The organism is Streptomyces sp. NPDC023527 (genome assembly GCF_055560115.1).
Genome location: NZ_JBVHJJ010000006.1, coordinates 257,274 through 280,427, shown reverse-complemented (window position 1 = coordinate 280,427; position 23,154 = coordinate 257,274). Strand labels below are relative to the sequence as shown.

Annotated in this window: 20 protein-coding genes; 8 read left to right on the top strand and 12 right to left on the bottom strand. The window is 73.9% G+C overall.

The window, feature by feature from the left end:
• Positions 1-4: 4 nt before the first annotated feature.
• On the bottom strand, positions 5-1,654 hold the full coding sequence (locus ACZ303_RS14455) for a DNA repair helicase XPB (protein ID WP_467338710.1): 1,650 nt from the start codon (positions 1,652-1,654) through the stop codon (positions 5-7).
• Between the two features lie 492 nt (positions 1,655-2,146).
• Complete coding sequence (locus ACZ303_RS14450; protein WP_467338708.1) at positions 2,147-4,699, bottom strand: helicase-associated domain-containing protein; 2,553 nt, start codon at positions 4,697-4,699, stop codon at positions 2,147-2,149.
• A 336-nt stretch (positions 4,700-5,035) separates the two neighbouring features.
• On the opposite strand from ACZ303_RS14450, the gene ACZ303_RS14445 reads away from it, so the two are divergent.
• Positions 5,036-5,899, top strand: coding sequence for a hypothetical protein (locus ACZ303_RS14445; RefSeq protein ID WP_467338706.1), 864 nt, complete (start codon positions 5,036-5,038; stop codon positions 5,897-5,899).
• Here ACZ303_RS14445 and ACZ303_RS14440 read toward each other — a convergent pair.
• The 3 genes from ACZ303_RS14440 to ACZ303_RS14430 are packed head-to-tail and all read right to left on the bottom strand — an operon-like array spanning position 5,871 to position 8,775.
• On the bottom strand, positions 5,871-6,683 hold the full coding sequence (locus tag ACZ303_RS14440) for an ABC transporter ATP-binding protein (protein ID WP_467338704.1): 813 nt from the start codon (positions 6,681-6,683) through the stop codon (positions 5,871-5,873). The two genes, ACZ303_RS14445 and ACZ303_RS14440, sit on opposite strands and share 29 nt — an antisense overlap.
• Positions 6,680-7,744, bottom strand: coding sequence for a FecCD family ABC transporter permease (locus ACZ303_RS14435; RefSeq protein ID WP_467338702.1), 1,065 nt, complete (start codon positions 7,742-7,744; stop codon positions 6,680-6,682). The genes ACZ303_RS14440 and ACZ303_RS14435 overlap by 4 nt, the downstream gene beginning before the upstream one ends.
• On the bottom strand, positions 7,741-8,775 hold the full coding sequence (locus ACZ303_RS14430; RefSeq protein WP_467338700.1) for a FecCD family ABC transporter permease: 1,035 nt from the start codon (positions 8,773-8,775) through the stop codon (positions 7,741-7,743). The genes ACZ303_RS14435 and ACZ303_RS14430 overlap by 4 nt, the downstream gene beginning before the upstream one ends.
• A 71-nt stretch (positions 8,776-8,846) precedes the next feature.
• Between ACZ303_RS14430 and ACZ303_RS14425 the strand changes: the two genes are divergently transcribed.
• Positions 8,847-9,503, top strand: coding sequence for an HAD family hydrolase (locus ACZ303_RS14425; RefSeq protein WP_467338698.1), 657 nt, complete (start codon positions 8,847-8,849; stop codon positions 9,501-9,503).
• Here ACZ303_RS14425 and ACZ303_RS14420 read toward each other — a convergent pair.
• On the bottom strand, positions 9,470-9,718 hold the full coding sequence (locus ACZ303_RS14420; protein ID WP_467338696.1) for a hypothetical protein: 249 nt from the start codon (positions 9,716-9,718) through the stop codon (positions 9,470-9,472). The two genes, ACZ303_RS14425 and ACZ303_RS14420, sit on opposite strands and share 34 nt — an antisense overlap.
• 199 nt (positions 9,719-9,917) lie before the next feature.
• Between ACZ303_RS14420 and ACZ303_RS14415 the strand changes: the two genes are divergently transcribed.
• A complete protein-coding gene (locus ACZ303_RS14415) occupies positions 9,918-10,301 on the top strand; it encodes a cold-shock protein (RefSeq protein WP_467338694.1) in 384 nt (127 codons plus the stop codon).
• A gap of 143 nt (positions 10,302-10,444) precedes the next feature.
• On the opposite strand, the gene ACZ303_RS14410 is transcribed toward ACZ303_RS14415, so the two are convergent.
• From ACZ303_RS14410 to ACZ303_RS14395, 4 genes are read right to left on the bottom strand one after another with little or no spacing between them, the layout of a single operon-like run.
• Complete coding sequence (locus ACZ303_RS14410; protein ID WP_467338692.1) at positions 10,445-11,296, bottom strand: 1,4-dihydroxy-6-naphthoate synthase; 852 nt, start codon at positions 11,294-11,296, stop codon at positions 10,445-10,447.
• A complete protein-coding gene (locus ACZ303_RS14405; protein WP_467338690.1) occupies positions 11,293-12,057 on the bottom strand; it encodes a futalosine hydrolase in 765 nt (254 codons plus the stop codon). The genes ACZ303_RS14410 and ACZ303_RS14405 overlap by 4 nt, the downstream gene beginning before the upstream one ends.
• 20 nt (positions 12,058-12,077) lie before the next feature.
• Complete coding sequence (locus ACZ303_RS14400; RefSeq protein ID WP_467338688.1) at positions 12,078-12,548, bottom strand: DUF2771 family protein; 471 nt, start codon at positions 12,546-12,548, stop codon at positions 12,078-12,080.
• Between the two features lie 26 nt (positions 12,549-12,574).
• A complete protein-coding gene (locus ACZ303_RS14395) occupies positions 12,575-14,014 on the bottom strand; it encodes an MFS transporter (protein WP_467338686.1) in 1,440 nt (479 codons plus the stop codon).
• A gap of 351 nt (positions 14,015-14,365) precedes the next feature.
• On the opposite strand from ACZ303_RS14395, the gene ACZ303_RS14390 reads away from it, so the two are divergent.
• From ACZ303_RS14390 to ACZ303_RS14370, 5 genes are all read left to right on the top strand, one after another.
• Entirely contained in the window at positions 14,366-15,253 is an 888-nt protein-coding gene (locus tag ACZ303_RS14390; RefSeq protein ID WP_467338684.1) for a DUF3027 domain-containing protein, read from the top strand.
• 405 nt (positions 15,254-15,658) lie between these two features.
• The gene (locus tag ACZ303_RS14385) at positions 15,659-18,901 is read left to right on the top strand and encodes a sacsin N-terminal ATP-binding-like domain-containing protein (protein ID WP_467338682.1); all 3,243 of its coding nucleotides are present in this window, start codon (positions 15,659-15,661) and stop codon (positions 18,899-18,901) included.
• A gap of 120 nt (positions 18,902-19,021) precedes the next feature.
• A complete protein-coding gene (locus tag ACZ303_RS14380; RefSeq protein WP_467338680.1) occupies positions 19,022-19,678 on the top strand; it encodes a DUF433 domain-containing protein in 657 nt (218 codons plus the stop codon).
• Complete coding sequence (locus ACZ303_RS14375; protein ID WP_467338678.1) at positions 19,668-20,054, top strand: PIN-like domain-containing protein; 387 nt, start codon at positions 19,668-19,670, stop codon at positions 20,052-20,054. The genes ACZ303_RS14380 and ACZ303_RS14375 overlap by 11 nt, the downstream gene beginning before the upstream one ends.
• Before the next feature lie 67 nt (positions 20,055-20,121).
• Positions 20,122-20,313, top strand: coding sequence for a DUF1059 domain-containing protein (locus ACZ303_RS14370; RefSeq protein WP_467338676.1), 192 nt, complete (start codon positions 20,122-20,124; stop codon positions 20,311-20,313).
• 9 nt (positions 20,314-20,322) lie between these two features.
• Here the strand turns inward: ACZ303_RS14370 and ACZ303_RS14365 are convergent, their stop codons facing one another.
• On the bottom strand, positions 20,323-22,716 hold the full coding sequence (locus ACZ303_RS14365; RefSeq protein ID WP_467338675.1) for an HAD-IC family P-type ATPase: 2,394 nt from the start codon (positions 22,714-22,716) through the stop codon (positions 20,323-20,325).
• Positions 22,717-22,736: 20 nt separating this feature from the next.
• Entirely contained in the window at positions 22,737-23,078 is a 342-nt protein-coding gene (locus ACZ303_RS14360) for a DUF2530 domain-containing protein (RefSeq protein ID WP_467338673.1), read from the bottom strand.
• Positions 23,079-23,154: the final 76 nt, after the last annotated feature.

Here is a 23,154-nt window from a genome sequence, read left to right as displayed (position 1 = left end):
GGCGCTACGCCTCCTCGTCCGCCAGGAGCGAGTCCGCGTCGATGATGCGGTACGCGTAGCCCTGCTCGGCCAGGAAGCGCTGGCGGTGGGCCGCGAAGTCCTGGTCGACGGTGTCGCGGGCCACGACGGAGTAGAAGCGGGCCTCGTGGCCGTCCGCCTTCGGGCGGAGGACGCGGCCCAGGCGCTGGGCCTCCTCCTGGCGGGAGCCGAACGTGCCGGACACCTGGATCGCGACCGTCGCCTCGGGCAGGTCGATCGAGAAGTTCGCGACCTTCGAGACCACCAGCACCGACAGCTCGCCCTGGCGGAACGCCTCGAAGAGCTTCTCCCGCTGCGCGTTCGACGTCTCGCCCTTGATGACCGGTGCGTTCAGGTGCTCGCCCAGCTCGTCCAGCTGGTCGATGTACTGGCCGATCACCAGCGTCTGCTCACCCCGGTGCTTGGCGACCAGCGCCTCCGTGACCTTCCGCTTGGTCGCGGTCGTCGCGCAGTAGCGGTACTTCTCCTCCGTCTCGGCCGTCGCGTACGCCAGCCGCTCGCTGTCCGTGAGATTGACGCGGACCTCGACGCAGTCGGCCGGGGCGATGTAGCCCTGCGCCTCGATCTCCTTCCACGGCGCGTCGAAGCGCTTCGGGCCGATGAGGGAGAAGACGTCCGACTCGCGGCCGTCCTCGCGCACGAGCGTGGCCGTCAGGCCCAGGCGGCGGCGCGCCTGGAGGTCGGCGGTGAACTTGAAGACCGGCGCCGGCAGCAGGTGCACCTCGTCGTAGACGACCAGGCCCCAGTCCCGGGAGTCGAACAGCTCCAGGTGCGGGTAGATGCCCTTCCGCTTCGTCGTCAGCACCTGGTACGTGGCGATGGTGACCGGGCGGATCTCCTTGCGGGTGCCGGAGTACTCGCCGATCTCCTCCTCCGTCAGCGACGTCCGCTTCACCAGCTCGTGCTTCCACTGGCGGGCCGAGACGGTGTTCGTGACCAGGATCAGCGTCGTCGCCTTGGCCTGCGCCATCGCGCCCGCGCCGACGAGCGTCTTGCCCGCGCCACACGGCAGCACGACCACGCCCGAGCCGCCGTGCCAGAAACCCTCCACGGCCTGCTTCTGGTACGGGCGCAGCGCCCAGCCGCTCTCGTCCAGCTCGATGGCGTGCGCCTCGCCGTCGACATAGCCCGCGAGGTCCTCGGCGGGCCAGCCGAGCTTGAGCAGCGTCTGCTTGATCTGACCGCGCTCGGAGGGGTGCACCGCGACCGTGTCCGGGTCGATCCGGGCGCCGACCAGCGGCTGGACCTTCTTCGAGCGGAGGATCTCCTCCAGCACCGGCCGGTCCGTGCTCTCCAGGACCAGCCCGTGCGTGGGGTGCTTGAGCAGCCGCAGCCGGCCGTAGCGGTCCATCGTCTCGGCGATGTCGACGAGCAGGGCGTGCGGCACGGGGTAGCGGGAGTGGGTGACGAGCGCGTCGACGACCTGCTCGGCGTCGTGCCCGGCCGCGCGGGCGTTCCACAGGCCCAGCGGGGTGAGGCGGTAGGTGTGGATGTGCTCCGGCGCGCGCTCCAGCTCCGCGAACGGGGCGATCGCACGACGGCAGGCGTCGGCCTGCTCGTGGTCCACCTCCAGCAGCAACGTCTTGTCGCTCTGGACGATCAGGGGTCCGTTCACGCCTCACCCATTTCTTCCGGCCAAACTTCTAGTGTGCCGTATCGCTGGCGCTGGCCGGGTGAGTACGGGTTTCGGGGTGCCCCCGGGGGCTTTGTCCTCAAGCGCCGGACGGGCTGGATTCGGTGCCGGCCCCGGCTCGGGGTGTCCTCATGCGCCGGACGGGCTTGGATGCGGTGCTGTCCCCGGTTGGGGGTGTCCTCAGGCGCCGGACGGCTGGGTCGGGTGCGCCGGTGGGTGGGGTGTCCTCAAGCGCCGGACGGGCTGGATTCGGTGCCGGCCCCGGCTGGGGGTGTCCTCAAGCGCCGGACGGCTGGGTCGGGTGCGCCGGTGGGTGGGGTGTCCTCAAGCGCCGGGCGGGCTTGGCAACCGGCCCGGGCGGCCAAAGTCAGCCCGTCCGGCGATTGAGGACACCTCAGCCCAACGGGCCGGGTGCCGGAAATCAAGCCCGTCCGGCGATTGAGGACACACCCCAGGGGGACCTGCCCGGACGCGTCACGCGTGGTCGTCCGCCAGCTCGGCCACGCCAGTGATCCGGTGCAAGGGGAACGTGCGGACCTCGTCCGCCGTGTGGTCGTAGGCCGTGACGAAGCCGCCCTCCACCCGCACCGGGGCGATCACCCGCTGGCTCGCCGCCCCGTCCGCGTTGACGTAGCCGATCCAGACGGCGGCACCGGTCAGCACCGCCGCCTGGACGGTCGCGAGGGTGTCCGCCGACGTCGTACGGGGCAGCCGGCCGCCCTCCGCGGGAGCGGCGACCGGCTTGCGTTCCGCCGTCGAGGCCATGTCGCCCGCGCGGACGGCCCGTACCGCCGCGCCCAGCAGCGTCGCGTCCGGCACCGGCGGGCCCTCCGGCACGGGAGCCGGTGGGGTGCGCGGCGGGGTGCGGTGCGCGTCGGCGCGGGTGACGACGACGTCGCCCTCGGCCGACTCCGCCGCCGGCGCGTAGCCCATGGCGCGCAGCCCCTCCAGGAGCGCGTCCGGCGCCGCCTGCGCCGCCAGCACCGTCGGCGCGATGCGGCGCAGCCGCAGCGGCGCGGAGCGGCGGTCGGCGAGGATCTCCCCGAGCTGTGCCTCGTCGTCGGTGCGCAGGTAGGAGGAGGCCGCGCCGACCCGCAGGTGGCCGTGGCGGCGGGCCACGTCGTCGATGAGGTACGTGAGCGGCTGCGGCACGGGCGTGCGCGAGTGCTCGGTGAGGAACGCCTTCAGGTCCGTCGCCGTCCGACCCGCGTCCAGCGCGCGCCGCACCGAGCCGGGCGTGAAGCGGTAGACCGTGGCGCCGCCCTTGGACTCGATGTCCGCGAGCACCCCCAGCATCTGCGCGAGCGGCCGCCGCAGGGGCCCGGGGGCCACGGCGGTCAGGTCGGCCTGGAGCAGGATGTGGTCGAGCGGCTCCGGCAACAGCGGTGCCAGGCGCGCGGCGGCCCTGGCGGCCGCGGTCCCCAGCTCCGCCTCGCCCGGCGGCCGCCAGGCGCCCGGTTCCCCGGCCGCCGCGTCCTCGCCGAGGAGGGCGCGGCCGTGGTCGGAGAGGGCGCCGCGGTTGGTGACGCCGAGCTGTTCGGCCTCGGTGAGCGCCCAGCGGGCCAGCCGGGACCGCAGGTCCTCCGTGCCGGGCTCGGCCGTGGCACGCGGCGGACGCTCCCAGTGCAGGCGGTCCAGGATCGTGTCCGGCGCGACCGACGAGCCCGCCGGCAGCGTCGCGAGGAGCGCGAGGACCCGGTGGCGCACCTCGGGCGCCGGAGCCCGGTCCAGGTCCGGACCCAGCGCGGCCAGCGCCCGGGACTTGGCGTCGCGCCCGCCGACCAGACCGGGCGTACGGGTCGCCGTGAGCCAGGCCGTCGCCAGCCGTGCCCAGCGCTGCTCGGTCGGCAACTGGAGCCAGTCGTCGTAGGCGGGCGTCGGGGCGTACCGCTCGTCGACCTCGCCGTCCGAGGCCAGCAGCCCGGCCGCGTAGGCCAGCTCGATCCAGAACGCGGCCGCGGCCTCCGTCGCGTCCAGGACGACCGCCACGCGCTTGAGGTCGCGCACGCTCAAGCCGCCGGCGCGCAGCACCAGCGGGCCGCCCGTCTCCCACTCCTTGAGCAGGTCCTCGACGATCGTCAGCGCCGTGAACGCCTGACCGGCCGCCGTCGCGTCCACCACCCGCCGCTCGTGCCCGGTGACCGGCGCGAGCTCCGGTGCCACCGGCTCCGGCACGCGGTGCGCGCGCCCGGCGCGCAGGTGCAGCGCCACCTCGCGCGGCAGCACCACACCGCCCGGTCCGGTCGGCAGCAGCAAGCCGCGGTCCAGCAGCCAGCGCAGATGCCGGGCCGGGTCGGCGGTCACCGTGCCGTACGGCGGGCCCCACAGCAGTTTGCCGAGGACCGCCGTCGCCTCGGCGGGGGCCGTCTCCAGCAGCGCCGCCATGCGCGTACGGTCCGCGAACAGCTCCGTCAGCGCGCCCACCGCCGTCACCGGGTCGTGCGTCGCCGGCAGCCCGGCCGCCGCGATGATCTGCTGCAAGCGGCCCGGCGACATGCCCGCCGTCGCCTCCGCGACGGACGGGCCCAGGCCCGTCGGCGAGGGGTGCGCGGGGGTCGGCGCCAGCAGCTCACGGACCGTGCGCACCAGGCGCGACTGGTCCTCCCCGCCCCAGATCAGGGCCTGGTCGCGCAGGGTGCCGACCGCGCGCGGCAGCTCCTGCCGCACCCGGGGGTCGGCGGGCTCGTCGCCGCACATCAGGGCGTCCAGCGTCGCGTACGGGCACGGGTCCGGCGCCACGGCCAGCGCCTCCGCCACCTGGAGCGCGAACCGGTCCAGGCGCTCCAGCGCCCGCACCACGGACGCGCGCGTACCGGCCCGCGTCGCGAGCTGGGTGAGGTCGCCGGGCACGGGGTTCAGCAGGTCCGGGCGGGCGCGCAGGAGGGTGGCGAGGGCGTCGTCGGAGCGGTTGCGGAGCGATTCCGCGAGGGTCCGCGGGGCTCCGGACGCGGATGCCCGCGGGGCTCCGGACCCGGATGTTCGCGGGACTCCGGACGCCTTTTCGGTCTCCCGTCGCGAGGTGGTCATTCTGTTTACGGTACCGGGTCGGTGGGGCCCTGGCCTTGGGCTGTGTCTTGCGCTTGTCTTCGTTGCCCGGGTGCGGGCGCGTTTCCCGCTGCGCGGGGCGGTGTCCGCTGCGCGGGGCTTGTGGCTGGTCGGGGTCGGGCCTCCGGGGGTGGTGTGCGGGGCTGCTTCGCTTTACGCCCCGCACACCACCTCCTCCGGCCCGACCCCTCCTGCCGGTGGGAGAGGAGAGGTCGTGGGGCTGGTGCTTGGGGGGTCGTGCTCGTTCGTTCCCGCCTATGGGCTGCCCGGAACCGGTACCTTCGGGTCAGGAGACGGCTGGTGGTCTTAGGGGTTTCGGTGGGGATCGAGAGCGATCAGCTTGTTTATGACTATTTGAGCCGGGTCGGCGACCTCGCCCAGCGGCGGGCGCTCGATTCCGGTGACCGGATGCGGCTCGTCTCGCGGTTGCGGACGGAGATCGAGCGGCGCCGCTCCTCCGAGGGCGCCGACACGCCGAACGCGGTGCAGCGCATCCTGGCGGATCTGGGCAGTCCGGACGAGGCCGTCGCGGGCGCCCGGATCGGGGACGGCGCCGGGCGGGTGCCGGTGCCCCGGCGCGAGGACGAGCCTGCCCGGGCGGTGTCCGAGCCGGTCTACCTCACGGTGGACGACCGTCCGGGGACCGCCGGGGACGTGCCGGACTGGTGGCGCGTGGAGCCGGTTTCGCGCGGTGAGGCCGTGCACGGCTTCACCGGCGGCATCGAGATCCCCGACATACTGAAACCTCCTCCGCCGCCGGCGGACGAGACCGTGAGGGCGGAAGCCGTGGACGAGCAGGCCGAGGAAGCACCGGGCCGGCCCAGCCTGCTGCGGCGGGCCGACGGGGCCCCCGTGCCGGTGCTGCTGCTGATCGTCGCCCTGGTGCTGCTCGTCGGCGCCGTGCTCGGCAACTGGATCGTGCTCGCCGCCGGCTGGGCCACCGCCTACTTCACCCGCAAGCTCTCCCACACCGAGTCGAAGTGGGCGGTCCTGGGCCTGCCCGGCGCCGTCGTGGCCGGCGGCCTCGTCTGGCTGTGGGGCCGTACGGACGGGCGGTGGGGCGACCCCGTGCCGGCGGGCGGGCTGGGCGGGGCCTTGGCCGACACCTGGCCGTGGGTCATCCGGGTCGCCGCCGTGGCGTCGGCGGCGTTCGTCATGTGGCGGGCGCGCCGACCGGGCTGACCCACGGCAGGCCCGGTACGACCAGCGGGCTGCCCGTCACCGGGTCCGGGACGATGACGGACTCCAGGCCGAAGACCTCGCGCACCAGCTCCGCCGTCACCACCTCCGACGGCCGGCCCTGCGCCACGATGCGGCCCGCCTTCATCGCCACCAGGTGGTCGGCGTAGCGGGCCGCCTGGTTGAGGTCGTGCAGCACCGCCACGACCGTACGGCCGCGCTCGTGGTTGAGCCGGCGGCACAGGTCCAGCACCTCCACCTGGTGGGCGATGTCGAGGTAGGTCGTCGGCTCGTCCAGCAGCAGCAGGTCCGTCTCCTGGGCCAGGGCCATGGCGATCCACACGCGCTGCCGCTGACCTCCGGAGAGTTCGTCCACCGGGCGGTCGGCGAGGGCGGTGGTGTCCGTACGGGCCATCGCGTCCGTGACGGCGCGCTCGTCCTCGTCCGACCACTGCTGCCACCACCGCTGGTGCGGCTGGCGGCCGCGCGCGACCAGGTCGGCGACCGTGATGGCCTCGGGCGCCACGGGCGTCTGCGGCAGCAGGCCGAGGGACCGGGCGATGGTGCGGGTGGGGATGCGGGCCAGCTCGGTGCCGTCGAGGAGCACGGAGCCGCCGCGGGGCTTCAGCAGCCGGCCCAGGGCGCGCAGCAGCGTCGACTTGCCGCACGCGTTGGGGCCGACGACGACGGTGACCCGGCCGTCGGGGATGTCGACGTCGAGGCCGTCCACGACCGTACGGTCCTCGTAGGCGAGGGTCAGGTCGCGGGCGGTGAGCCGGGCGGTCATGCTCTTCCTCCGGTGCGGCCCTTGACGATGAGCCGGATGAGATACGGGGCGCCGACGGCGGCGGTCAGCACGCCGACGGGCAGTTCGGTCGGCTCGAACAGCTTGCGGGCCAGCAGGTCCGCCACGACCACGATGAACGCCCCCGCCAGCGCCGAGCACAGCAGCGGGATCTGCGCGGTGCGCGTCGTGCGGCGGGCCAGCTGCGGGGCGAGCAGCGCCACGAAGTCCACGGGGCCCGCCGCGCCCGTGGCGAGGGAGGCGAGCAGCACGCCGAGGACCGCGAGGCCGAGACGGGTGCGGCCCAGCCGGACGCCCAGCGCGGTCGCCGTGGCGTCGTCCATCGACACGGTGCGCTGCGCCCGCGCGGCCCAGCACACGAACGGCGCGAGCGCGAGCAGCGCCCAGGCCAGGGGGGTCGCCTCGGCCCAGCCCCGGCCGTTGAGCGAACCGGTCATCCACACCTGCGCCTGCTGGGCGACCAGGTAGTCGCCCTTGGTCATGAACAGGTGGCCGATGGAGCGCAGCGCGACGGCGAAGCCGATGCCGATGAGGACGAAGCGGGTGGCGTGCAGGCCGCCGCGCCACGCGAAGGCGTAGACGAGGCCGGCGGCGAGGAGGCCGCCGAGGACCGAGATGTAGGGCAGGACGGCGTACGAGGTGAGGCCGAACGTCATCGCGCCGACCGTCAGGGCGCTCGCGCCCTGGCTCACGCCGATGATGTCGGGGCTGGCGAGGGGGTTGCGGGCGACGGTCTGGATCAGCGCGCCGGCGACGCCGAAGGCCGCGCCGGTCAGCAGGCCCACGGTCATACGGGGCAGCCGGAAGGTCCCCACGACCAGCTCTTCGGAGGACGGCTGCCCCAGGACGACCTTCAGCGCCTCGCCCGGGGTCACGAACGAGGTGCCGGCCGCGCAGAGGTAGGCCAGGCAGGCCGCCGCCAGCAGGGCCGCGAGGATGAGCGCCACGGCGGCGGCCCGCCGGTGGACGAGGAAGGAGGCGCGGCCGGCCCGTACGAGCGTGTGGCCCGCGGGCCGGATCCGCGGTGCGGTCGCCGTGGTCACGCGGCCACCGCCTTGCGGCGGCGGACCAGGGCGACGAGGAAGGGCACGCCGATCAGGGCCGTCATCACGCCCGAGGGGACCTCGCTCGGCGGGAAGAGGACACGTCCCACGGTGTCGGCGGCCAGCAGGACCACCGGGCCGAGGACGGCCGCCATCGGCAGCAGCCGGCGGTGGTCGGTGCCGACGAGCGCGCGGGCGATGTGCGGCACCGCGAGACCCACGAAGGCGATCGGGCCGGCCGCGGCGACGCCGACGCCGGTGAGGACCGTGGCACCGAGGCCGCCGACGATCCGTACGGCCGCGATGTTCTGCCCCAGTCCCTTGGCGACGTCCTCGCCGAGCGCCAGCGCGTTCAGGCCGCGCGCCACGGAGAACACCATGACCGTGCCCACCAGGACGAACGGCCAGATCTGCCCGGCGACGACGTGCTCGCCCCCGGCGAGCGAGCCCACCTGCCAGAAACGGAACCGGTCCATCACCGCGGCGTGGGTGGTGAGGACGGCGTGGATGACGGAGACGAGCAGCGCGTTGATCGCGGCGCCGGCCAGCGCCAGCTTCACCGGGGAGGCGCCGCCGCGCCCGCGCGAGGCGATGGCGTAGACGGCGACCGACGCCACGGCCGCGCCCGCGAACCCCCACCAGACGAAGCCCGACAGCGTCTGCACCCCGGCGAGGGTGATCGCCGCGACGACGCCGAGGGAGGCGCCCTGGCTGATGCCGAGGATGCCGGGGTCGGCGATGGGGTTGCGGGTGAGGCCCTGCAGGACGGTGCCGGCCATGGCCAGGGCGGCGCCCACCAGCAGGCCGATGAGGGTGCGCGGCACCCGCATGTCCCGTACGACGGCGGCGTCCTTGCCCTGGCCGTCGTGGAGGAGGGCGTCGAGGACCTGGGACGGTGCCGTGGGGCGGGCCCCGATGGCGAGACTGAGGGCCACCGCGACCAGCAGGGCGACGACCGCGGCCGCCGTCCAGCCGATGCGGCGCCGCACCGGGGACGATCCGGCGGTGCTGATCGGGACGGCGGCTGACATCGATTCCACTTCAGGGGCGTACGGGGCCTGGTTAGGCAACGCTAAGTGTACGGATGGGGCAGCACGGCAGAATGGGCGGTATGACCTCACACCCGCTCGAGCACCGGTTCACTGTCGGCTTCGATCTGGACCTGACCCTGATCGACTCCGTGCCCGGCATCCGGGCCGCCTACGAATCGCTGGTCGCCCGGACGGGCAGGTACATCGACATCGACCTGGTGTGCAGCCGGCTGGGTCCGCCGCTGGAGCGGGAGCTGGCCAACTGGTTCGCCGAGGACGAGGTCGCCGCGGCCGCCGCCAGCTACCGGGCGGTCTATCCGTCGCTCGCCGTCCACTCCTCGCCCGCCATGCCTGGCGCCCGGGAGGCCCTCGCGGCGGTACGGGAGCTGGGCGGCCGGTCCGTCGTCGTCACCGCGAAGTTCGAGCGCAACGCGCGGCTGCACCTGGACCATCTCGAACTGGACGCCGACGCCCTCGTCGGCGACCTCTGGGCGGAGGACAAGGCGACGGCGCTGCGCGCGCACGGGGCGAGCGTCTACGTCGGCGACCACACCGGGGACGTGCTCGGCGCGCGTACGGCCGGTGCGCTGTCCGTAGCGGTCGCGACCGGGCCGTGCGACGCGGAGGAACTGCGCGCGGCCGGGGCCGACGTGCTCCTCGGCGACCTCACGGCCTTCCCCGGCTGGCTGCGCGCCTACAGGGGAGAGGCCGCCCCGGCGCGCGCCTGACGGCGCTGCGCGGCGACCGAACGCAGCACCCCGGCGGCCGCGATGAGGAATCCCGCCCCCATCAGCATGCAGACGAAGTACGCTGCCGGGGGCAGCGGATCGGCGCCCAAAAACAGCGGGGCGACGGTCGCCATCGTGGCCACCGCGCCCACGAGGAAGACGATGGCGCCGATGCGTACCAGCAGATCCCCGTCCCGGGGAGTTTCGTTACTCACCTGACCAGGGTAGATCCCTAGCCGTCGGCGTGAACGCCCCATCGCCGCACGGTCGAGGACGTCTTGTCAGCGGGCCCGGGACCATTAGCCTTGGGGGTAGCGGGTCTTGCGACCCGCTGTAGTGCTATCAAGAGCTGTTTTTCCGTTGATGAGCAGACGTTTTCCGCAATTCCGACGAGACACGAGGACGAGGACAGACGTGCCTACCGGCAAGGTCAAGTGGTTCAACAGTGAGAAGGGCTTCGGCTTCCTCTCCCGCGACGACGGCGGAGACGTCTTCGTGCACTCCTCGGTGCTCCCGGACGGGGTCGAGGCCCTCAAGCCCGGCCAGCGCGTGGAGTTCGGCGTCGTGGCCGGACAGCGCGGCGACCAGGCGCTGACGGTGACGCTGCTCGACCCCGCCCCGTCGGTCGCGGCCGCCCAGCGCCGCAAGCCCGATGAGCTGGCGTCGATCGTCCAGGACCTCACCACGCTTCTGGAGAACGTCACTCAGCAGCTCGAACGCGGCCGTTACCCCGACAAGGCCCACGGCTCGAAGATCGCGGGAATGCTCCGCGCGGTGGCCGACCAGCTCGACGTCTGACCGGGCCGCCGGGTCCTCCCCGGCGTCCGACCGATTCCGCGAGCCGATCGATTCGGCATCCGACCGATTCCGCGTCGACCGGCAATCGACCGATATCCGCATTCGACCGCCATGCGATTCGGCAGTGGTCCGGTCGGCGGTGGTCAGGGAAATGCCAGCGCGTCCGGGCCGAGGGGCGGTACGAGCCCCTCGGCCGCGGCCCGGGTGAGCAGCCCCCGCACCGCCGCGTAGCCGTCCTCCCCCAGACCGGCCGTGAATTCGTTGACGTACAGCCCGATGTGCTGCTCGGCGACCGCCGGGTCCATCTCCTGCGCGTGCTCCAGCACATACGGCCGGGACGCCTCCGGGTCGTCCCACGCCATCCGTACGGACGTCCGCGCCGCCTCCGCCAGCTCCCGCAGCCGCTCCGCGCCCAGCGAGCGCTTGGCGATGATCGCGCCGAGCGGGATCGGCAGGCCCGTCGTGGACTCCCAGTGCTTGCCCATGTCGGCCAGGCAGTGCAGCCCGTAGTTCTGATAGGTGAAGCGGGCCTCGTGGATCACGAGCCCGGCGTCCACCTTGCCGTCGCGGACGGCCGGCATGATCTCGTGGAACGGCAGCACGACGACCTCGCCGACGCCGCCCGGCACCTCGGCCGCCGCCCACAGCCGGAACAGCAGGTACGCCGTCGAGCGCTCGCTCGGCACGGCGACCGTCTTCCCCGCCAGCCCGGCGGCCTCGCCCGGCTCACGGGTCAGCACCAGCGGGCCGCAGCCCCGCCCCAGCGCGCCGCCGCACGGCAGCAGCGCGTACTCCTCCAACACCCACGGCAGGACCGCGTAGGAGACCTTCAGGACGTCGAACTCGCCGCGCTCGGCCATGCCGTTGGTGATGTCGATGTCCGCGAAGGTCACGTCGAGAGCGGGCGCGCCGGGGACGCGGCCGTGCGTCCACGCGTCGAAGACGAAGGTGTCGTTCGGGCACGGCGAATAGGCGATCCGCAGCGGCTCGCTCATGAGGTGACCTCGGCTTTCTCCGCGTGGTGCGCGGCGAGTGCGGGGGAGATCCGCCGGAAGGCGTCCGCGAGGGCGGCGAGCGCGTCGCCGATCCGCCAGGCGGCGCGGTCGCGCGGGCCGACGGGGTTGGAGACCGCCCGCAGTTCCAGGGCGGGCACGCCGTGCGCCGCGGCGGCCTCGGCCACGCCGAAGCCCTCCATGGCCTCGGCCAATGCCCGCGGGTACCGGGCCGCGAGGTCCGCCGCGCGCTCGGCGGAACCGGTCACGGTCGACACGGTCAGCACGTCACCGCGGTGCGCGCCGGTCGCCTCGGCGACGGCTCGTACGAGCGCCGGCGGCGGGGTGTGCGTGACGGTGCCGAAGCCCAGGTCGGTGACCGGCACGAAGCCCTCGGGCGTCTCCGCGCCCAGGTCCGCCGCCACGGTCGTGTCGGACACGACGAGGGAACCCACCGGCGCGCCCCGGACGGCGCCCACGAAGCCACCGCCGATGCCCGCCGAGACCACCAGGTCGTACGGGCTCCCGGCCAGCGCGGCGGCCGCCAGCGCCGTCGCCGCGCCCGCGGCGGCCGCGGCGGGTCCGACACCGGCCGCCAGTACGTCCACGACCAGCGGGAACGAGCCGGGTGCGGCGGGGGCGGGCCGGAGCAGCGTGAAGCCCGGCAGCGCGATCTCCAGGGGATCCGCCGCTGCCGGCTCCGCCGCGCCGCGGACGACCGCGTCGCGCTCGGCGGCTACGGCGGTGACGACCAGTACGCGCATCAGCGGGGTGTCCTGACGGGTCAGCCCTTGTCCAGTTCGAGCTTGACGTTCCACACGCCGTCCTTGGTGAGGACGGTGAGGATGGTGGAGTCCTCGATGCGCTGCTGCTCGCGGTTCACGAAGAGCTGCTCACCGTCGAGGGACGTGTAGGTCTGCTTCAGCTGGTTGCTGCGCTGGACCGGGCCACTGGTCAGCACGACCCAGCCCTTGTCGGCGATGTCGGGCTCGACGCCCACGCGGATCTTGTCGCCGGGCTTGACCTTGATGGTCTTCGGCGACTTCTCCTTGACGCACTCATTGAGCGCCTTCTCGCCGAGGTCCTCGCCCTTCTCGTAACAGGCGGCCTCGGTCGTCACCGTGGTCGAACCGACGGTCACCGTCGCCAGCGGCGTCGGCTTGTCGCAGGCGGAAAGGGCCAGGAGCCCAAAGGTCACGGCCCCGGCGGCGGCAGCGGCACGGCGGCGCTTGCCCCGGAAAAACGCAGCGGTCATGCGGGCAGGCTATCGGGCCCGTCCGCTCAGGCCACGCGCGGGTGCGCCGAGCCACGCCGGGCCGCCGTCAGCAGGCCCCGTACGGCAGTGGCCGCGCCCAGTGCGAGGACCCCGGCGGCGACCCCCATGCCGAGCGTGCCGTTGAGCGGCAGCAGGATGCCGATCGCCCCGCCGACCACCCAGGACATCTGGAGCAGCGTCTCGGAGCGGGCGAACGCGGAGGTCCGTACCTCCTCCGGTACGTCCCGCTGGATCAGTGAGTCCAGCGACTGCTTGGCCAGCGCCTGCGAGATGCCGGCGACGGCCGCGATCACGACCACGAAGAACGCGCCGTAGAGGACGGCGGTGACGATCGCGACCCCCAGTGTCACGGTCAGCACCAGCGCGATCATCTTCTCCGGCCCGCGCGAGCGCAGCAGTGCGCCGATGGCCGTGCCCAGGGCGTTCCCGGCGCCCGCCGCGACCGCGACGACGCCCAGCGAGAAGGCCGGGCTGAGGTGTCCGAGGGGGTGGACGCGCAGCATGAACGCCAGGAAGAAGGTGAGGAAGCCCGACAGCATGCGGATCGCGCTGTTCGCCTGGAGGGCGTGCAGCACCGAGCTGCCGACGGTGCGCAGGCCCGGCTTGGGCTGCTTGGCCGCCTTCGGCTTCCGCTTCTTTCGGCCTTCCCGGCGGCGCTCCCGCAGCTCCCGCTTCTCGCGCAGGTTCTCGCGGAGGTGGGACCGGTGCTCGCCCGAGACGAGGCGGGCCCGTGCCTCGCCCTTCGCGGAGTCCACCTTGTGGGGCAACGAGAAGGAGAGGATCGTGCCGAGAACGAACACGACGAATGCCCCGTACAGTGGATATTCCGGCCCGAACTGGTGCAGCCCCGCGCCCAGCGGGGCCGCCACGCCCGTGGCCATCAGTCCGCCGAGCGTCACCCGGCTGTTCGCCTTCACCAGGGAGATGCGCGGTGGCAGCAGCCGCGGCACCACGGCCGAGCGCACCACGCCGTACGCCTTCGACGCCACCAGCACGCCCAGCGCCGCCGGATACAGCTCCAGGCCGCCGCTCGCCACCGCGCCCGACATCGTCAGCGCCAGCAGCGCCCGCGTCAGCATCGAGCCCGCCATCGCCGCGCGCCGGCCGTGCGGGATGCGGTCCAGCAGCGGGCCGATCACCGGCGCCAGCAGCGCGAAGGGCGCCATCGTGACCGCCAGGTAGAGCGCCACCCGGCCGCGCGCCTGATCGGTGGGTACGGAGAAGAACACGGTGGACGCCAGTGCGACGGTGATCATCATGTCGCCGGCGGAATTCACCGCGTGCAGCTCGATGAGCTTGCCCAGCCCGGACTCGCCCGCGCCGTGCGCGTGCGTGGCCTTGCGGACGCCACGCCCCGCCCAGCGGACGGGAGCGCGCAGGACCCGGCCCACGCCCCGGGCCGAACGGCGGAGCGGGCCGCCTTCGGCTGACCGGATGGCTCCCACCACGCCATACTGCCCCAACTGGCACGGCGCATGGCACTTTCCCTCCATCCGTGGGACGCGGCGGCCAGGTGGCGGAACGGTTCGGCGTGGCCCGGGGGAGGGCTCGCCGAAGCCCGGGTATCCCCGGGGTGTCCTCGCGGGGTAGCGTGCGTAGCGCGCCACCGGCGGTCGTTCTTGGCCGCGCTCCGAGTCTCGATCCCGCAGAATAGGGAGTGACTAGGTGCGCCCGAGGCCGTTCGGGCGCGGACGTCGACGCGGTCCTCCGGTCCGCTCCGTCCGCCGACCCGGCCGTTCGGCTGGCGCACTCGTGAGACGGCGTGGAAGAGAGAATCGATTCTTGTGAGTGCTGCGATGCGAAGCCGTACCCCGGACCGCCTGTGCGCCGAGGCGGTCGAACTCGCCCGTGCGGCGGCCGAGGAGGCCGCACTGCCGGGCATGGTCGGCGACCACGTCGAGGTCACCGCCGACGGGGACCGCGTCGTCACCCACTACTTCGCCTGCCTCGACCCCGGCTACCGCGGCTGGCGCTGGGCCGTCACCGTCGCCCGCGCCTCCCGCGCCAAGAACGTCACGCTCGACGAGACGGTCCTGCTGCCCGGCACCGACGCCCTGCTGGCACCCGAGTGGGTGCCCTGGAGCGAGCGGCTGCGCCCCGGCGACATGGGCCCCGGCGACCTGCTGCCCACCGAGGCCGACGACCTGCGCCTGGAGCCCGGCTGGACGGGCGAGGACGCCCCGCCGCCGAACTCGGCCCTCGCCGAGGAGATGGACCGGCTGGCCGAGGCCGAGGACGCCGACGTCACCGTCGGCTCGCCCGCCGTCCAGGCCGCGCCGCCCGCCCGCGGCTCGATCGCGGCCGTCGCGGAGGAGCTCGGCATGCGCCGGGCACGGGTGCTCTCCCGCTACGGCCTCCACTCCGCGGCCGACCGCTGGGACGAATCCCACGGCGGCAAGACCCCGATGGCCCAGGCCGCCCCCGCGTCCTGCGTCAGCTGCGGCTTCCTCGTCCGCATCGGCGGCTCCCTGGGCCAGGCGTTCGGCATCTGCGCGAACGAGTTCGGGCCGGCGGACGGGCATGTGGTGTCGCTGGCGTACGGGTGCGGGGGGCACTCGGAGGCGGCGGTCATGCCGAAACCGCCTCGGGCGCCGTCGCCGGTTATTGATGAGACGTTGGTGGATCCGTTTGCGTTGGGCTCTGCGGAGTCGGATGTCTCCGACGAGGATCTTGGTCACTCCTGACCTGCCGTTTCGCCTTCGGCGGGATGGGTTGGTCGGACCGTCGGTCCGCTGGTGGGGGCTGGGGCCGGTGTCGGGCCGCTCCGGGGTGGTGTTCGGGGCTGCTTCGCTTTACGCCCCCAAAACCACCCCAGCGCCTCCCCCCCCCCGCGATTCCCGGGTGCGGGCCTCCGCTCCTTGAGGGAGGGGAAAAGACTGGGGGAGCCGCCGATGGTGAGGAGCCCCCACAGGTGGGCCCGGCGGACGTTCCGGGGTGCCCGGGCCGGGCGGGTGTGAACGCGCCGCGGTAGCGGCGGTCGTGCCACCGGGCCGCGCCCGGAAACGGCGAGCGGACCCGCAACCCCGTGACCGGGGCCCCCGCCAGGACACGGTACGTTTCGCCGGAGGCAACCGAGGGAGACGAACACCATGGCCGCTGACCCGTTCGCGACAGAGCGACTGCGGCACCGCGTCCTGCAAGCCTGGGCGGCGAGCCCGGCCCGCTTCCGGGAGGACGCCAACGCCGAAGAAGACCTCGCACTCGGCGGATACCGCGACCGCCTCGTCGTCGAGCTCGCCCAGAACGCCGCCGACGCCGCCGCCCGCGCAGGGCAGCCCGGACGGCTCCGGCTGACGCTGCGCCCGGCGCGCGACGGCGAGCCCGCCGTGCTGGCCGCCGCCAACACCGGTGCCCCCCTCGACGCCGCGGGCGTCGAGTCCCTCGCCACCCTGCGCGCCTCCGCGAAGCGGGAGAGCGGCGAGGCCGTCGGCCGGTTCGGCGTCGGCTTCTCCGCCGTGCTGGCCGTCAGTGACGAGCCCGCCGTCGTCGGCCGCACCGGCGGAGTCCGCTGGTCGCTGGCCGAGGCGCGGGACCTCGCGGTGGCCGCCGCGGCCGACGCCCCCGGCCTGGGCGGGGAGATCCGCCGCCGCAACGGCCATGTGCCGCTGCTGCGCCTGCCGCTGCCCGCCGAGGGCACCGCGCCGGAGGGTTACGACACCGTCGTCGTCCTGCCGCTGCGGGACGGCGCCGCCGAGGACCTGACCGCCCGTCTGCTGGCCGGGGTCGACGACGCGCTGCTGCTGGCCCTGCCGGGGCTGGAAGAGGTCGTCGTCGAGGGCGCGGACGGCGCCGTACGGACGCTGACGCGGCGCCAGGACGGCCCGTACACCCTCGTCGAGGACTCCGAGCGCGGCACCACCCGCTGGCGCGTCGAGCGCGCCGGCGGACCGCTGGACGCGGCCCTGCTCGCCGACCGGCCGGTCGAGGAGCGGCTGCGCCCGGCGTGGTCGCTGACCTGGGCGGTCCCGGTGGGCGAGGACGGGGCGCCCGTACGGCCGCGTACCGCGTCCGTGCTGCACGCGCCGACGCCGACGGACGAGCCGCTGGGGCTCCCGGCGCTCCTCATCGCCACGTTCCCGCTGGAGCCGACGCGCCGTCACACCGCCCCCGGCCCGCTCACGGACTTCCTCACCGGGCGTGCCGCCGAGGCGTACGCGGACCTGCTCCGCGACTGGCACCCGGTCTCCACCGGCACCCTCGACCTGGTCCCGTCCCCGCTCGCGCGCAGCCCGCTGGACGCGGAGCTGCGCCGGCAGGTGCTGGAGCTGCTGCCCCGCGTGCCGTTCCTGCCGAGTGCGGCCTCGGCGGCCGGTGGGCGGGAGCCCGCCCCCGGCGGCGGTGTGGAGGGCATCCCCTGGACCGAGGGGCCCGACGCCTCCACGCAGCGGCACGAGCCGGCCGCGGTGCGGGAGGAGCGCACCGACACCTGGGACGATCCCTTCGCGCGGAGCGGCCCCGGCGGCGAGCCGTACGCGCTGCGGCCCCGGGAGGCCGAGGTCGTCGAGGGCGCCGGCGCGGAGACCGTCACCGTCCTGGGTGAACTGTTCCCGAGCCTGCTGCCCGCCGGTCTGGAACGCCGCCCCGAGCTGCGGGCCCTCGGCGTGGCGCGCGTACCGCTCGGTGAGGTCGTCGACCGGCTCGCCGGTGTCGAGCGCGACCCGTCCTGGTGGTGGCGGCTCTACGACAGCCTCGCCGGCATCGACCCCGACCGGCTGACCGGCCTGCCCGTGCCGCTCGCCGGGGGCGGCCGTACCGCCATCGGCCCCCGGCAGGTCCTGCTGCCGCCCGCCGACGCCACCGGCTCCGAGCGGCTCTCCCGCCTCGGGCTCAAGGTCGCCCACCCGGACGCCGCCCACCCGCTGCTGGAGAAGCTCGGCGCGACCCCGGCGTCCCCGCGCGCCATCCTGACGACCCCTCAGGTGCGGGCCGCCGTCGCGGACTCCCTGGACGGCGACGAGATCTGGGACGAGGACGCGCTCGGCCACGACGCCCTGGTCGAGACCGTCCTCTCGCTCGTACGCGACGCCAACCTCGCCCCGGGTGACGAGCCCTGGCTGGCCGCGCTCGCCCTCCCCGACGAGGACGGCGAGCTCGCGCCGGCCGGCGAACTGGTGCTGCCCGGCAGCCCCTTCGAGAGCGTCATCCGGCCCGGCGAGCTCGCCGCGTGCGACGCCGAGCTCGCCGAGCGCTGGGGCGAGCAGCCGCTGACCGCCGTGGGCGTGCTGGCGACGTTCGCGCTCGTCCGCGCCACCGACGTCGTGCTGGACCCCGACGAGCTGGAGCCGCGCGACACCGACTTCGCCGAGCCCGACGACGCCGGCCTGCTCGACGCCGTCGACGTCTGGTGCGAGGACGTCCTCGACCGGCTGCCCGACACGCCGGTGCCGCCGGTCGCCACCGAGATCGTGGCCGTGCGCGACCTCGACCTGGTCGACGACGACGCCTGGCCGCGGGCCCTCGCCATGCTGGCCCGGCCGCCGCTGCGCGACGCGCTGACCGCGCCCGTGCGCGTCCTCCTCCCGGACGGCACGACCGAGTCCGTACGCCCGTACACCGCCTGGTGGCTGCGCGGTCACCCCGTGCTCGACGGCCGCCGCCCGGCCGGCCTGCGGGTCGCGGGCGGCGATCGGCTGCTGGCCGGCCTGTACGAGGCGGCGGACGCGGCCGGCCTCGCGGACGACCAGGTCCTGCGGGCGCTGGGTGTACGCACCTCCGTGGCCGCCCTGCTGGACGAGCCGGGCGGCGCCGCCGAGCTGCTCTCCCGGCTGGCAGACCCGGACCGCCCGGTGGGCGCGGCCCAGCTGCACGCCCTGTACGGCGCCCTCGCCGACCTGGACCCCGAGCAGGTCACCCTGCCGGACGACCTGCGGGCCGTCGTCGACGGCGAGGTGCGCGTCGTGGACGCGGGCGAGGCGCTGGTCGCGGACGCGCCGGACCTGCTGCCGCTCTCGGACGGGCTGGCGCTGCTGCCGGTGGCGCCCGCGCGGGCGGCGGAGCTGGCCGAGCTGCTCCAGGTACGCCGCCTGAGCGAGGCCGTCCCGGCCACCGTCCCCGCAGACGAGGGCGAGCTCCGGCAGGTCCCGGAGGGCGTCCGGGTACTGCTGCCGGGCGCGCCGGCCTCGTACGTCGAGCACGAGGAGCTGGTCGTCGACGGCGTCGAGCTCGACTGGCGCCTCGGCCCGGACGGCGTCCTGCACGCGGCGACCCTGGAGGGCGTGGCGGCGGGCCTGGCCTGGGCGGCCGGCGCGTGGTCGCGCCGCTTCGAGGCGGCGGCCCTCCTGGAGGACCCGTCCCGCACGGAGGAACTGGCCCGCTCCCGCTGGTTCGACTGAGCCTTGGGAGAAGGCGCCTTCGGGGGTGGCCCCGGCCCGGAACGCGTGTGCGGCCAGGCCATAGGTGGCAGCCTGGTGTGGAAGGATTCGGCCCCCGGGGTCGTCAGGGAGGAGACGGGCGTGATCGACAGGTTCACGGATGGGCTTCTCACGACCTCGGAGACCTCCTCGGTTCTGCAGATCCCGCAGTCCACGCTGCAGAGCTGGTTGAAAGGGAAGGCGGCGGGCGCACCGCTGGTGCACCGGGTCGAGCCGGTGCGTTCGCACCAGCCTTCTGTGCCGTTCATCGCCGTGGCCGAGGCGTATGTGCTCCGGTCACTGCGGGAGCTCGGATTGCGGATGAGCGAGATCCGTGAAGCGGCCGGAGCGGTGAGGGACGCGTTCGACACCCCGTACGGCCTGGTCTCGAAGCGGATCGCCACCGACGGGGTGGACATCTTCGTCGAGCACGGCCTCGGTGATCTGCGGCGGGCACGGGACGGGCAGGCTCCCATCCAGGAGGTCGTCGCGGAGTATCTGCGCTACCTCTCGTGGGAGGCGGGCGACGACTTCCCGTCCAGTCTCCAGCTGAGGCAGTACCCGGATGCGGTCCCTGTCGTCATCGACCCGAGATTCGGGCATGGTCTGCCCGTCATCGAGGCCAACCGGGTGCCGGTAAAGGCGCTGACGGACCTATGGGAGGCCGGGGAGACCGTCGAGGACATCGCGTACGAGTACGAGATGGAGCCGGAGCAGGTGGACGCGCTGTGCCGGGCCGTGGTGCGCCTTGCCGCCTGAATTCTTCCTCGACCGGAACCTCGGTCGCCGTGTCGCCGAGGAACTGCGGGCGCGTGGCTGGCGGATCCACCGGATCGGTGAGGTTTTCCGAGGAGACGCACAGGATGTGCCTGACGAGGACTGGATCCTGCACGGCCTCGGCAAGGGGTGGACCCCCTTGTCCAAGGACGGCCGTATCAAGACGAGGGATCAGGAGATCCAGCCCGTGCGGGATTACGCGGCGGTGCTCTTCTACCTCGACAATCAGCAGTTGCGCAGCCTCGACATGGTCGAGCGTCTCCACGCCCGCCGGGAAGCGATTCATCAGGCGATCACCAGGGGCGGCCCCGCCGCCTACGCCGTACGGGCGGACCGTATCGATCGCACCTGGCCCTGATACTCGGTCGTCCGCCGTGCCTGTCCCCGGCCTACCCTGGAAGGGAACCCCCTTCCAGGAGGCCGCCATGACCAGGAAAGTCGCCGACTGCCGCAGGTTCCCCAGCGAAACCAACTGCACCCTCACCATCACCGGTGAGGAGGACGAAGTCGTCCAGGCCGCCACCGAGCACGCGATCTCCGTGCACCGGCACGCGGACAGCCCCGAGCTCCGGGAGCAGATCCGGGAGTTCCTGGAGGACGAGAAGGCGAAGGCCTGAGGCCGGGCCTCAGGCCGGGAAGCGGCGGGAGATCAGGCGCCACGCCAGTTCCAGGACCAGCGCGGCCGCCGCGGCGATCGCCACGGCGGCCCAGGGCATGGTCGTACCGACCAGCTTCAGCGCGAAGAAGTGCTGGAGCGCGGGCGTGATGAGGACGATCAGGAAGCCCGCGCCCATCGCGAGGACCAGCGCGACGCGCCACCACGTGTAGGGACGGGCGATGATCGCGAGGACCCACAGCGAGATCAGGAACAGGGTCAGCGTCGCCGCGCTGGTCTCGGCGTCCAGGGCGCCGGGCCCGGAGTAGTGGAGACGGGCCAGCAGGTACGCCGCGAAGGTGGCCGCCCCGGCGATCAGCCCGGCCGGGACGGAGTAGCGCATCACCCGCCGTACGAAGCGCGGCTTGGCGCGCTCCTTGTTCGGGGCCAGGGCCAGGAAGAACGCCGGTACGCCGATGGTGAGCGTCGACAGCAGGGTCAGGTGGCGCGGCAGGAAGGGGTACGGCACGCGCGTGCAGACGACGAGGATCGCCAGCAGCACGGAGTAGACGGTCTTGGTCAGGAACAGCGTCGCGACGCGCGTGATGTTGCCGATGACGCGGCGGCCCTCGGCGACCACCGACGGCAGGGTGGCGAAGCTGTTGTTCAGCAGCACGATCTGGGCGACGGCCCGGGTCGCCTCGGAGCCCGAGCCCATGGAGACGCCGATGTCGGCGTCCTTGAGGGCGAGGACGTCGTTGACGCCGTCGCCGGTCATGGCGACGGTGCGGCCGCGCCCCTGGAGCGCCGCGACCATGTCGCGCTTCTGCTGCGGGGTGACGCGTCCGAAGACCGCGCCCTCGTCCAGGACGCCGGCCATCTCCTCCCGCCCCGCCGGCAGCTCGCGGGCGTCGACGGGGGCGTCCGCGCCCGGCAGGCCGAGCTTGGCGGCGACGGCGCCGACGGAGACGGCGTTGTCACCGGAGATCACCTTGGCGGAGACGTTCTGCTCCGCGAAGTAGCGCAGGGTGTCCGCCGCGTCGGAGCGCAGCCGCTGCTCCAGGACCACCAGCGCCGTGGGGCGCAGGTCCTCGGTGAGGCGCGGGTCGTCGAGGTCGTGCTCGGCGCGGGCGAGGAGCAGCACCCGCAGCCCCTGGGCGTTGAGGCCCTCGACGGCGGCCAGCGCCGGGTCGCCGGTGGGCAGCAGCACGTCCGGGGCGCCGAGCAGCCAGTTGCCGGACTCGGCGTCGGGGCTGTTGAGGGCGGCGCCGCTGTACTTGCGGGCGGAGGAGAAGGGCAGCGACTCCGTGCACCGCCAGCCGGAGCCGTCGGGGTAGGCGTCGATGATGGCCTGGAGGCTGGCGTTGGGGCGGGGGTCGGACTCGCCGAGGGCGCCGAGCACCTGGCGTACGTACCCCTCGTCGGCCGCGGCGTCGGGCAGCACCCGCAGCTCGGTGACGTCCATGCCGCCCTCGGTGAGGGTGCCGGTCTTGTCGAGGCAGACGGTGTCGACGCGGGCGAGGCCCTCGATCGCGGGCAGCTCCTGCACCAGGCACTGCTTGCGGCCCAGGCGGATGACGCCGATGGCGAAGGCCACCGAGGTCAGCAGCACCAAGCCCTCGGGGACCATCGGGACGATGCCGGCGACCATGCGCCGGACCGCTTCCCGCCAGTCGTGCTCCTGGACGACGAGCTGGCTGATGACGAGGCCGGCGGCGGTCGGGAACATCATCCACGTCACGTACTTGAGGATCCGGCTGATGCCGGTGCGCAGCTCGGAGTGGACGAGCGTGAAGCGGGACGCCTCCTCGGCGAGCTGGGCGGCGTAGGCGGCGCGGCCGACCTTGGTGGCGGTGAAGGCGCCGCCGCCGGCGACGACGAAGGAGCCGGACATGACCTTGTCGCCGGGCCTCTTCAGCACGGGGTCGGCCTCGCCGGTGAGCAGCGACTCGTCGATCTCCAGGCCGTCGGCCTCCAGGACCTCGCCGTCGACGACGCACTTGTCGCCGGGCCCCAGCTCGATGAGGTCACCGAGGACGATCTCGCCGGTGGGGATCGTGGCGGGGGCGCCGTCGCGGCGGACGGTGGGCCGGGCCTCGCCGATGACGGCGAGGGAGTCGAGGGTCTTCTTCGCGCGCAGTTCCTGGACGATGCCGATCGCGGTGTTGGCGACGATCACAAAGCCGAACAGGCCGTCCTGGATCGGGCCGACGACCAGGATGATCAGGAAGAGGACGCCGATGATGGCGTTGAAGCGGGTGAGGACGTTGGCCCTGACGATCTCCGCGGTCGAGCGCGAGGAGCGTACGGGTACGTCGTTGACCTCGCCCCTCGCCACCCGCTCGGCGACCTGGGACCCGGTCAGGCCGGTGTGCGGGCCCGGCGGGACGGATTCCGCTGTCGCGGTCTGCGCCGGATCGCTCATGAGTCCGACGGTACGGGCGGTCAGCCCGGTTCACCTTCCGAACCGGCCGAACCGGCGGACCCGGCGGAACCGGACGAACCAGACGAAGCTGCGCTGCCGGCCGCGGCCGCCTCGAGCTCGGCCGTGTGGCGGCGGATGGCGGCGTCGCGCCCCCGGACGTACCAGACGCCGATCAGCCCGAGGCCGCCGCCGGCCAGGCACGTCCAGAGCCACCACAGGTGGCCGTGGTCGTCGAACCAGCCGTAGAACGGCAGCTGGGCCAGGAAGAGGACGAACCAGATGACGGTGCCGCCGGTGATGGTGGCGACGACATTGCCCTCCAGGGGCTCCGGCGCCTCGTGCCTGGGTGTCCACTTCGTCATGCGGGCAAGACTACCGCTCGGGCCCTGGCGGAAGCCCTTGGCCCATAAGGGTCTACGCGCGGAGATAGCAATCCGG

What these genes read in the sequence shown, in the direction of transcription:
- ACZ303_RS14450 (WP_467338708.1), bottom strand. Translation starts at nt 4,699, where the DNA reads ATGACCACCTCGCGACGGGAGACCGAAAAGGCGTCCGGAGTCCCGCGA.
- ACZ303_RS14440 (WP_467338704.1), bottom strand. Translation starts at nt 6,683, where the DNA reads ATGACCGCCCGGCTCACCGCCCGCGACCTGACCCTCGCCTACGAGGAC.
- ACZ303_RS14430 (WP_467338700.1), bottom strand. Translation starts at nt 8,775, where the DNA reads ATGTCAGCCGCCGTCCCGATCAGCACCGCCGGATCGTCCCCGGTGCGG.
- ACZ303_RS14425 (WP_467338698.1), top strand. Translation starts at nt 8,847, where the DNA reads ATGGGCGGTATGACCTCACACCCGCTCGAGCACCGGTTCACTGTCGGC.
- ACZ303_RS14410 (WP_467338692.1), bottom strand. Translation starts at nt 11,296, where the DNA reads ATGAGCGAGCCGCTGCGGATCGCCTATTCGCCGTGCCCGAACGACACC.
- ACZ303_RS14405 (WP_467338690.1), bottom strand. Translation starts at nt 12,057, where the DNA reads ATGCGCGTACTGGTCGTCACCGCCGTAGCCGCCGAGCGCGACGCGGTC.
- ACZ303_RS14400 (WP_467338688.1), bottom strand. Translation starts at nt 12,548, where the DNA reads ATGACCGCTGCGTTTTTCCGGGGCAAGCGCCGCCGTGCCGCTGCCGCC.
- ACZ303_RS14390 (WP_467338684.1), top strand. Translation starts at nt 14,366, where the DNA reads ATGCGAAGCCGTACCCCGGACCGCCTGTGCGCCGAGGCGGTCGAACTC.
- ACZ303_RS14385 (WP_467338682.1), top strand. Translation starts at nt 15,659, where the DNA reads ATGGCCGCTGACCCGTTCGCGACAGAGCGACTGCGGCACCGCGTCCTG.
- ACZ303_RS14370 (WP_467338676.1), top strand. Translation starts at nt 20,122, where the DNA reads ATGACCAGGAAAGTCGCCGACTGCCGCAGGTTCCCCAGCGAAACCAAC.
- ACZ303_RS14365 (WP_467338675.1), bottom strand. Translation starts at nt 22,716, where the DNA reads ATGAGCGATCCGGCGCAGACCGCGACAGCGGAATCCGTCCCGCCGGGC.
- ACZ303_RS14360 (WP_467338673.1), bottom strand. Translation starts at nt 23,078, where the DNA reads ATGACGAAGTGGACACCCAGGCACGAGGCGCCGGAGCCCCTGGAGGGC.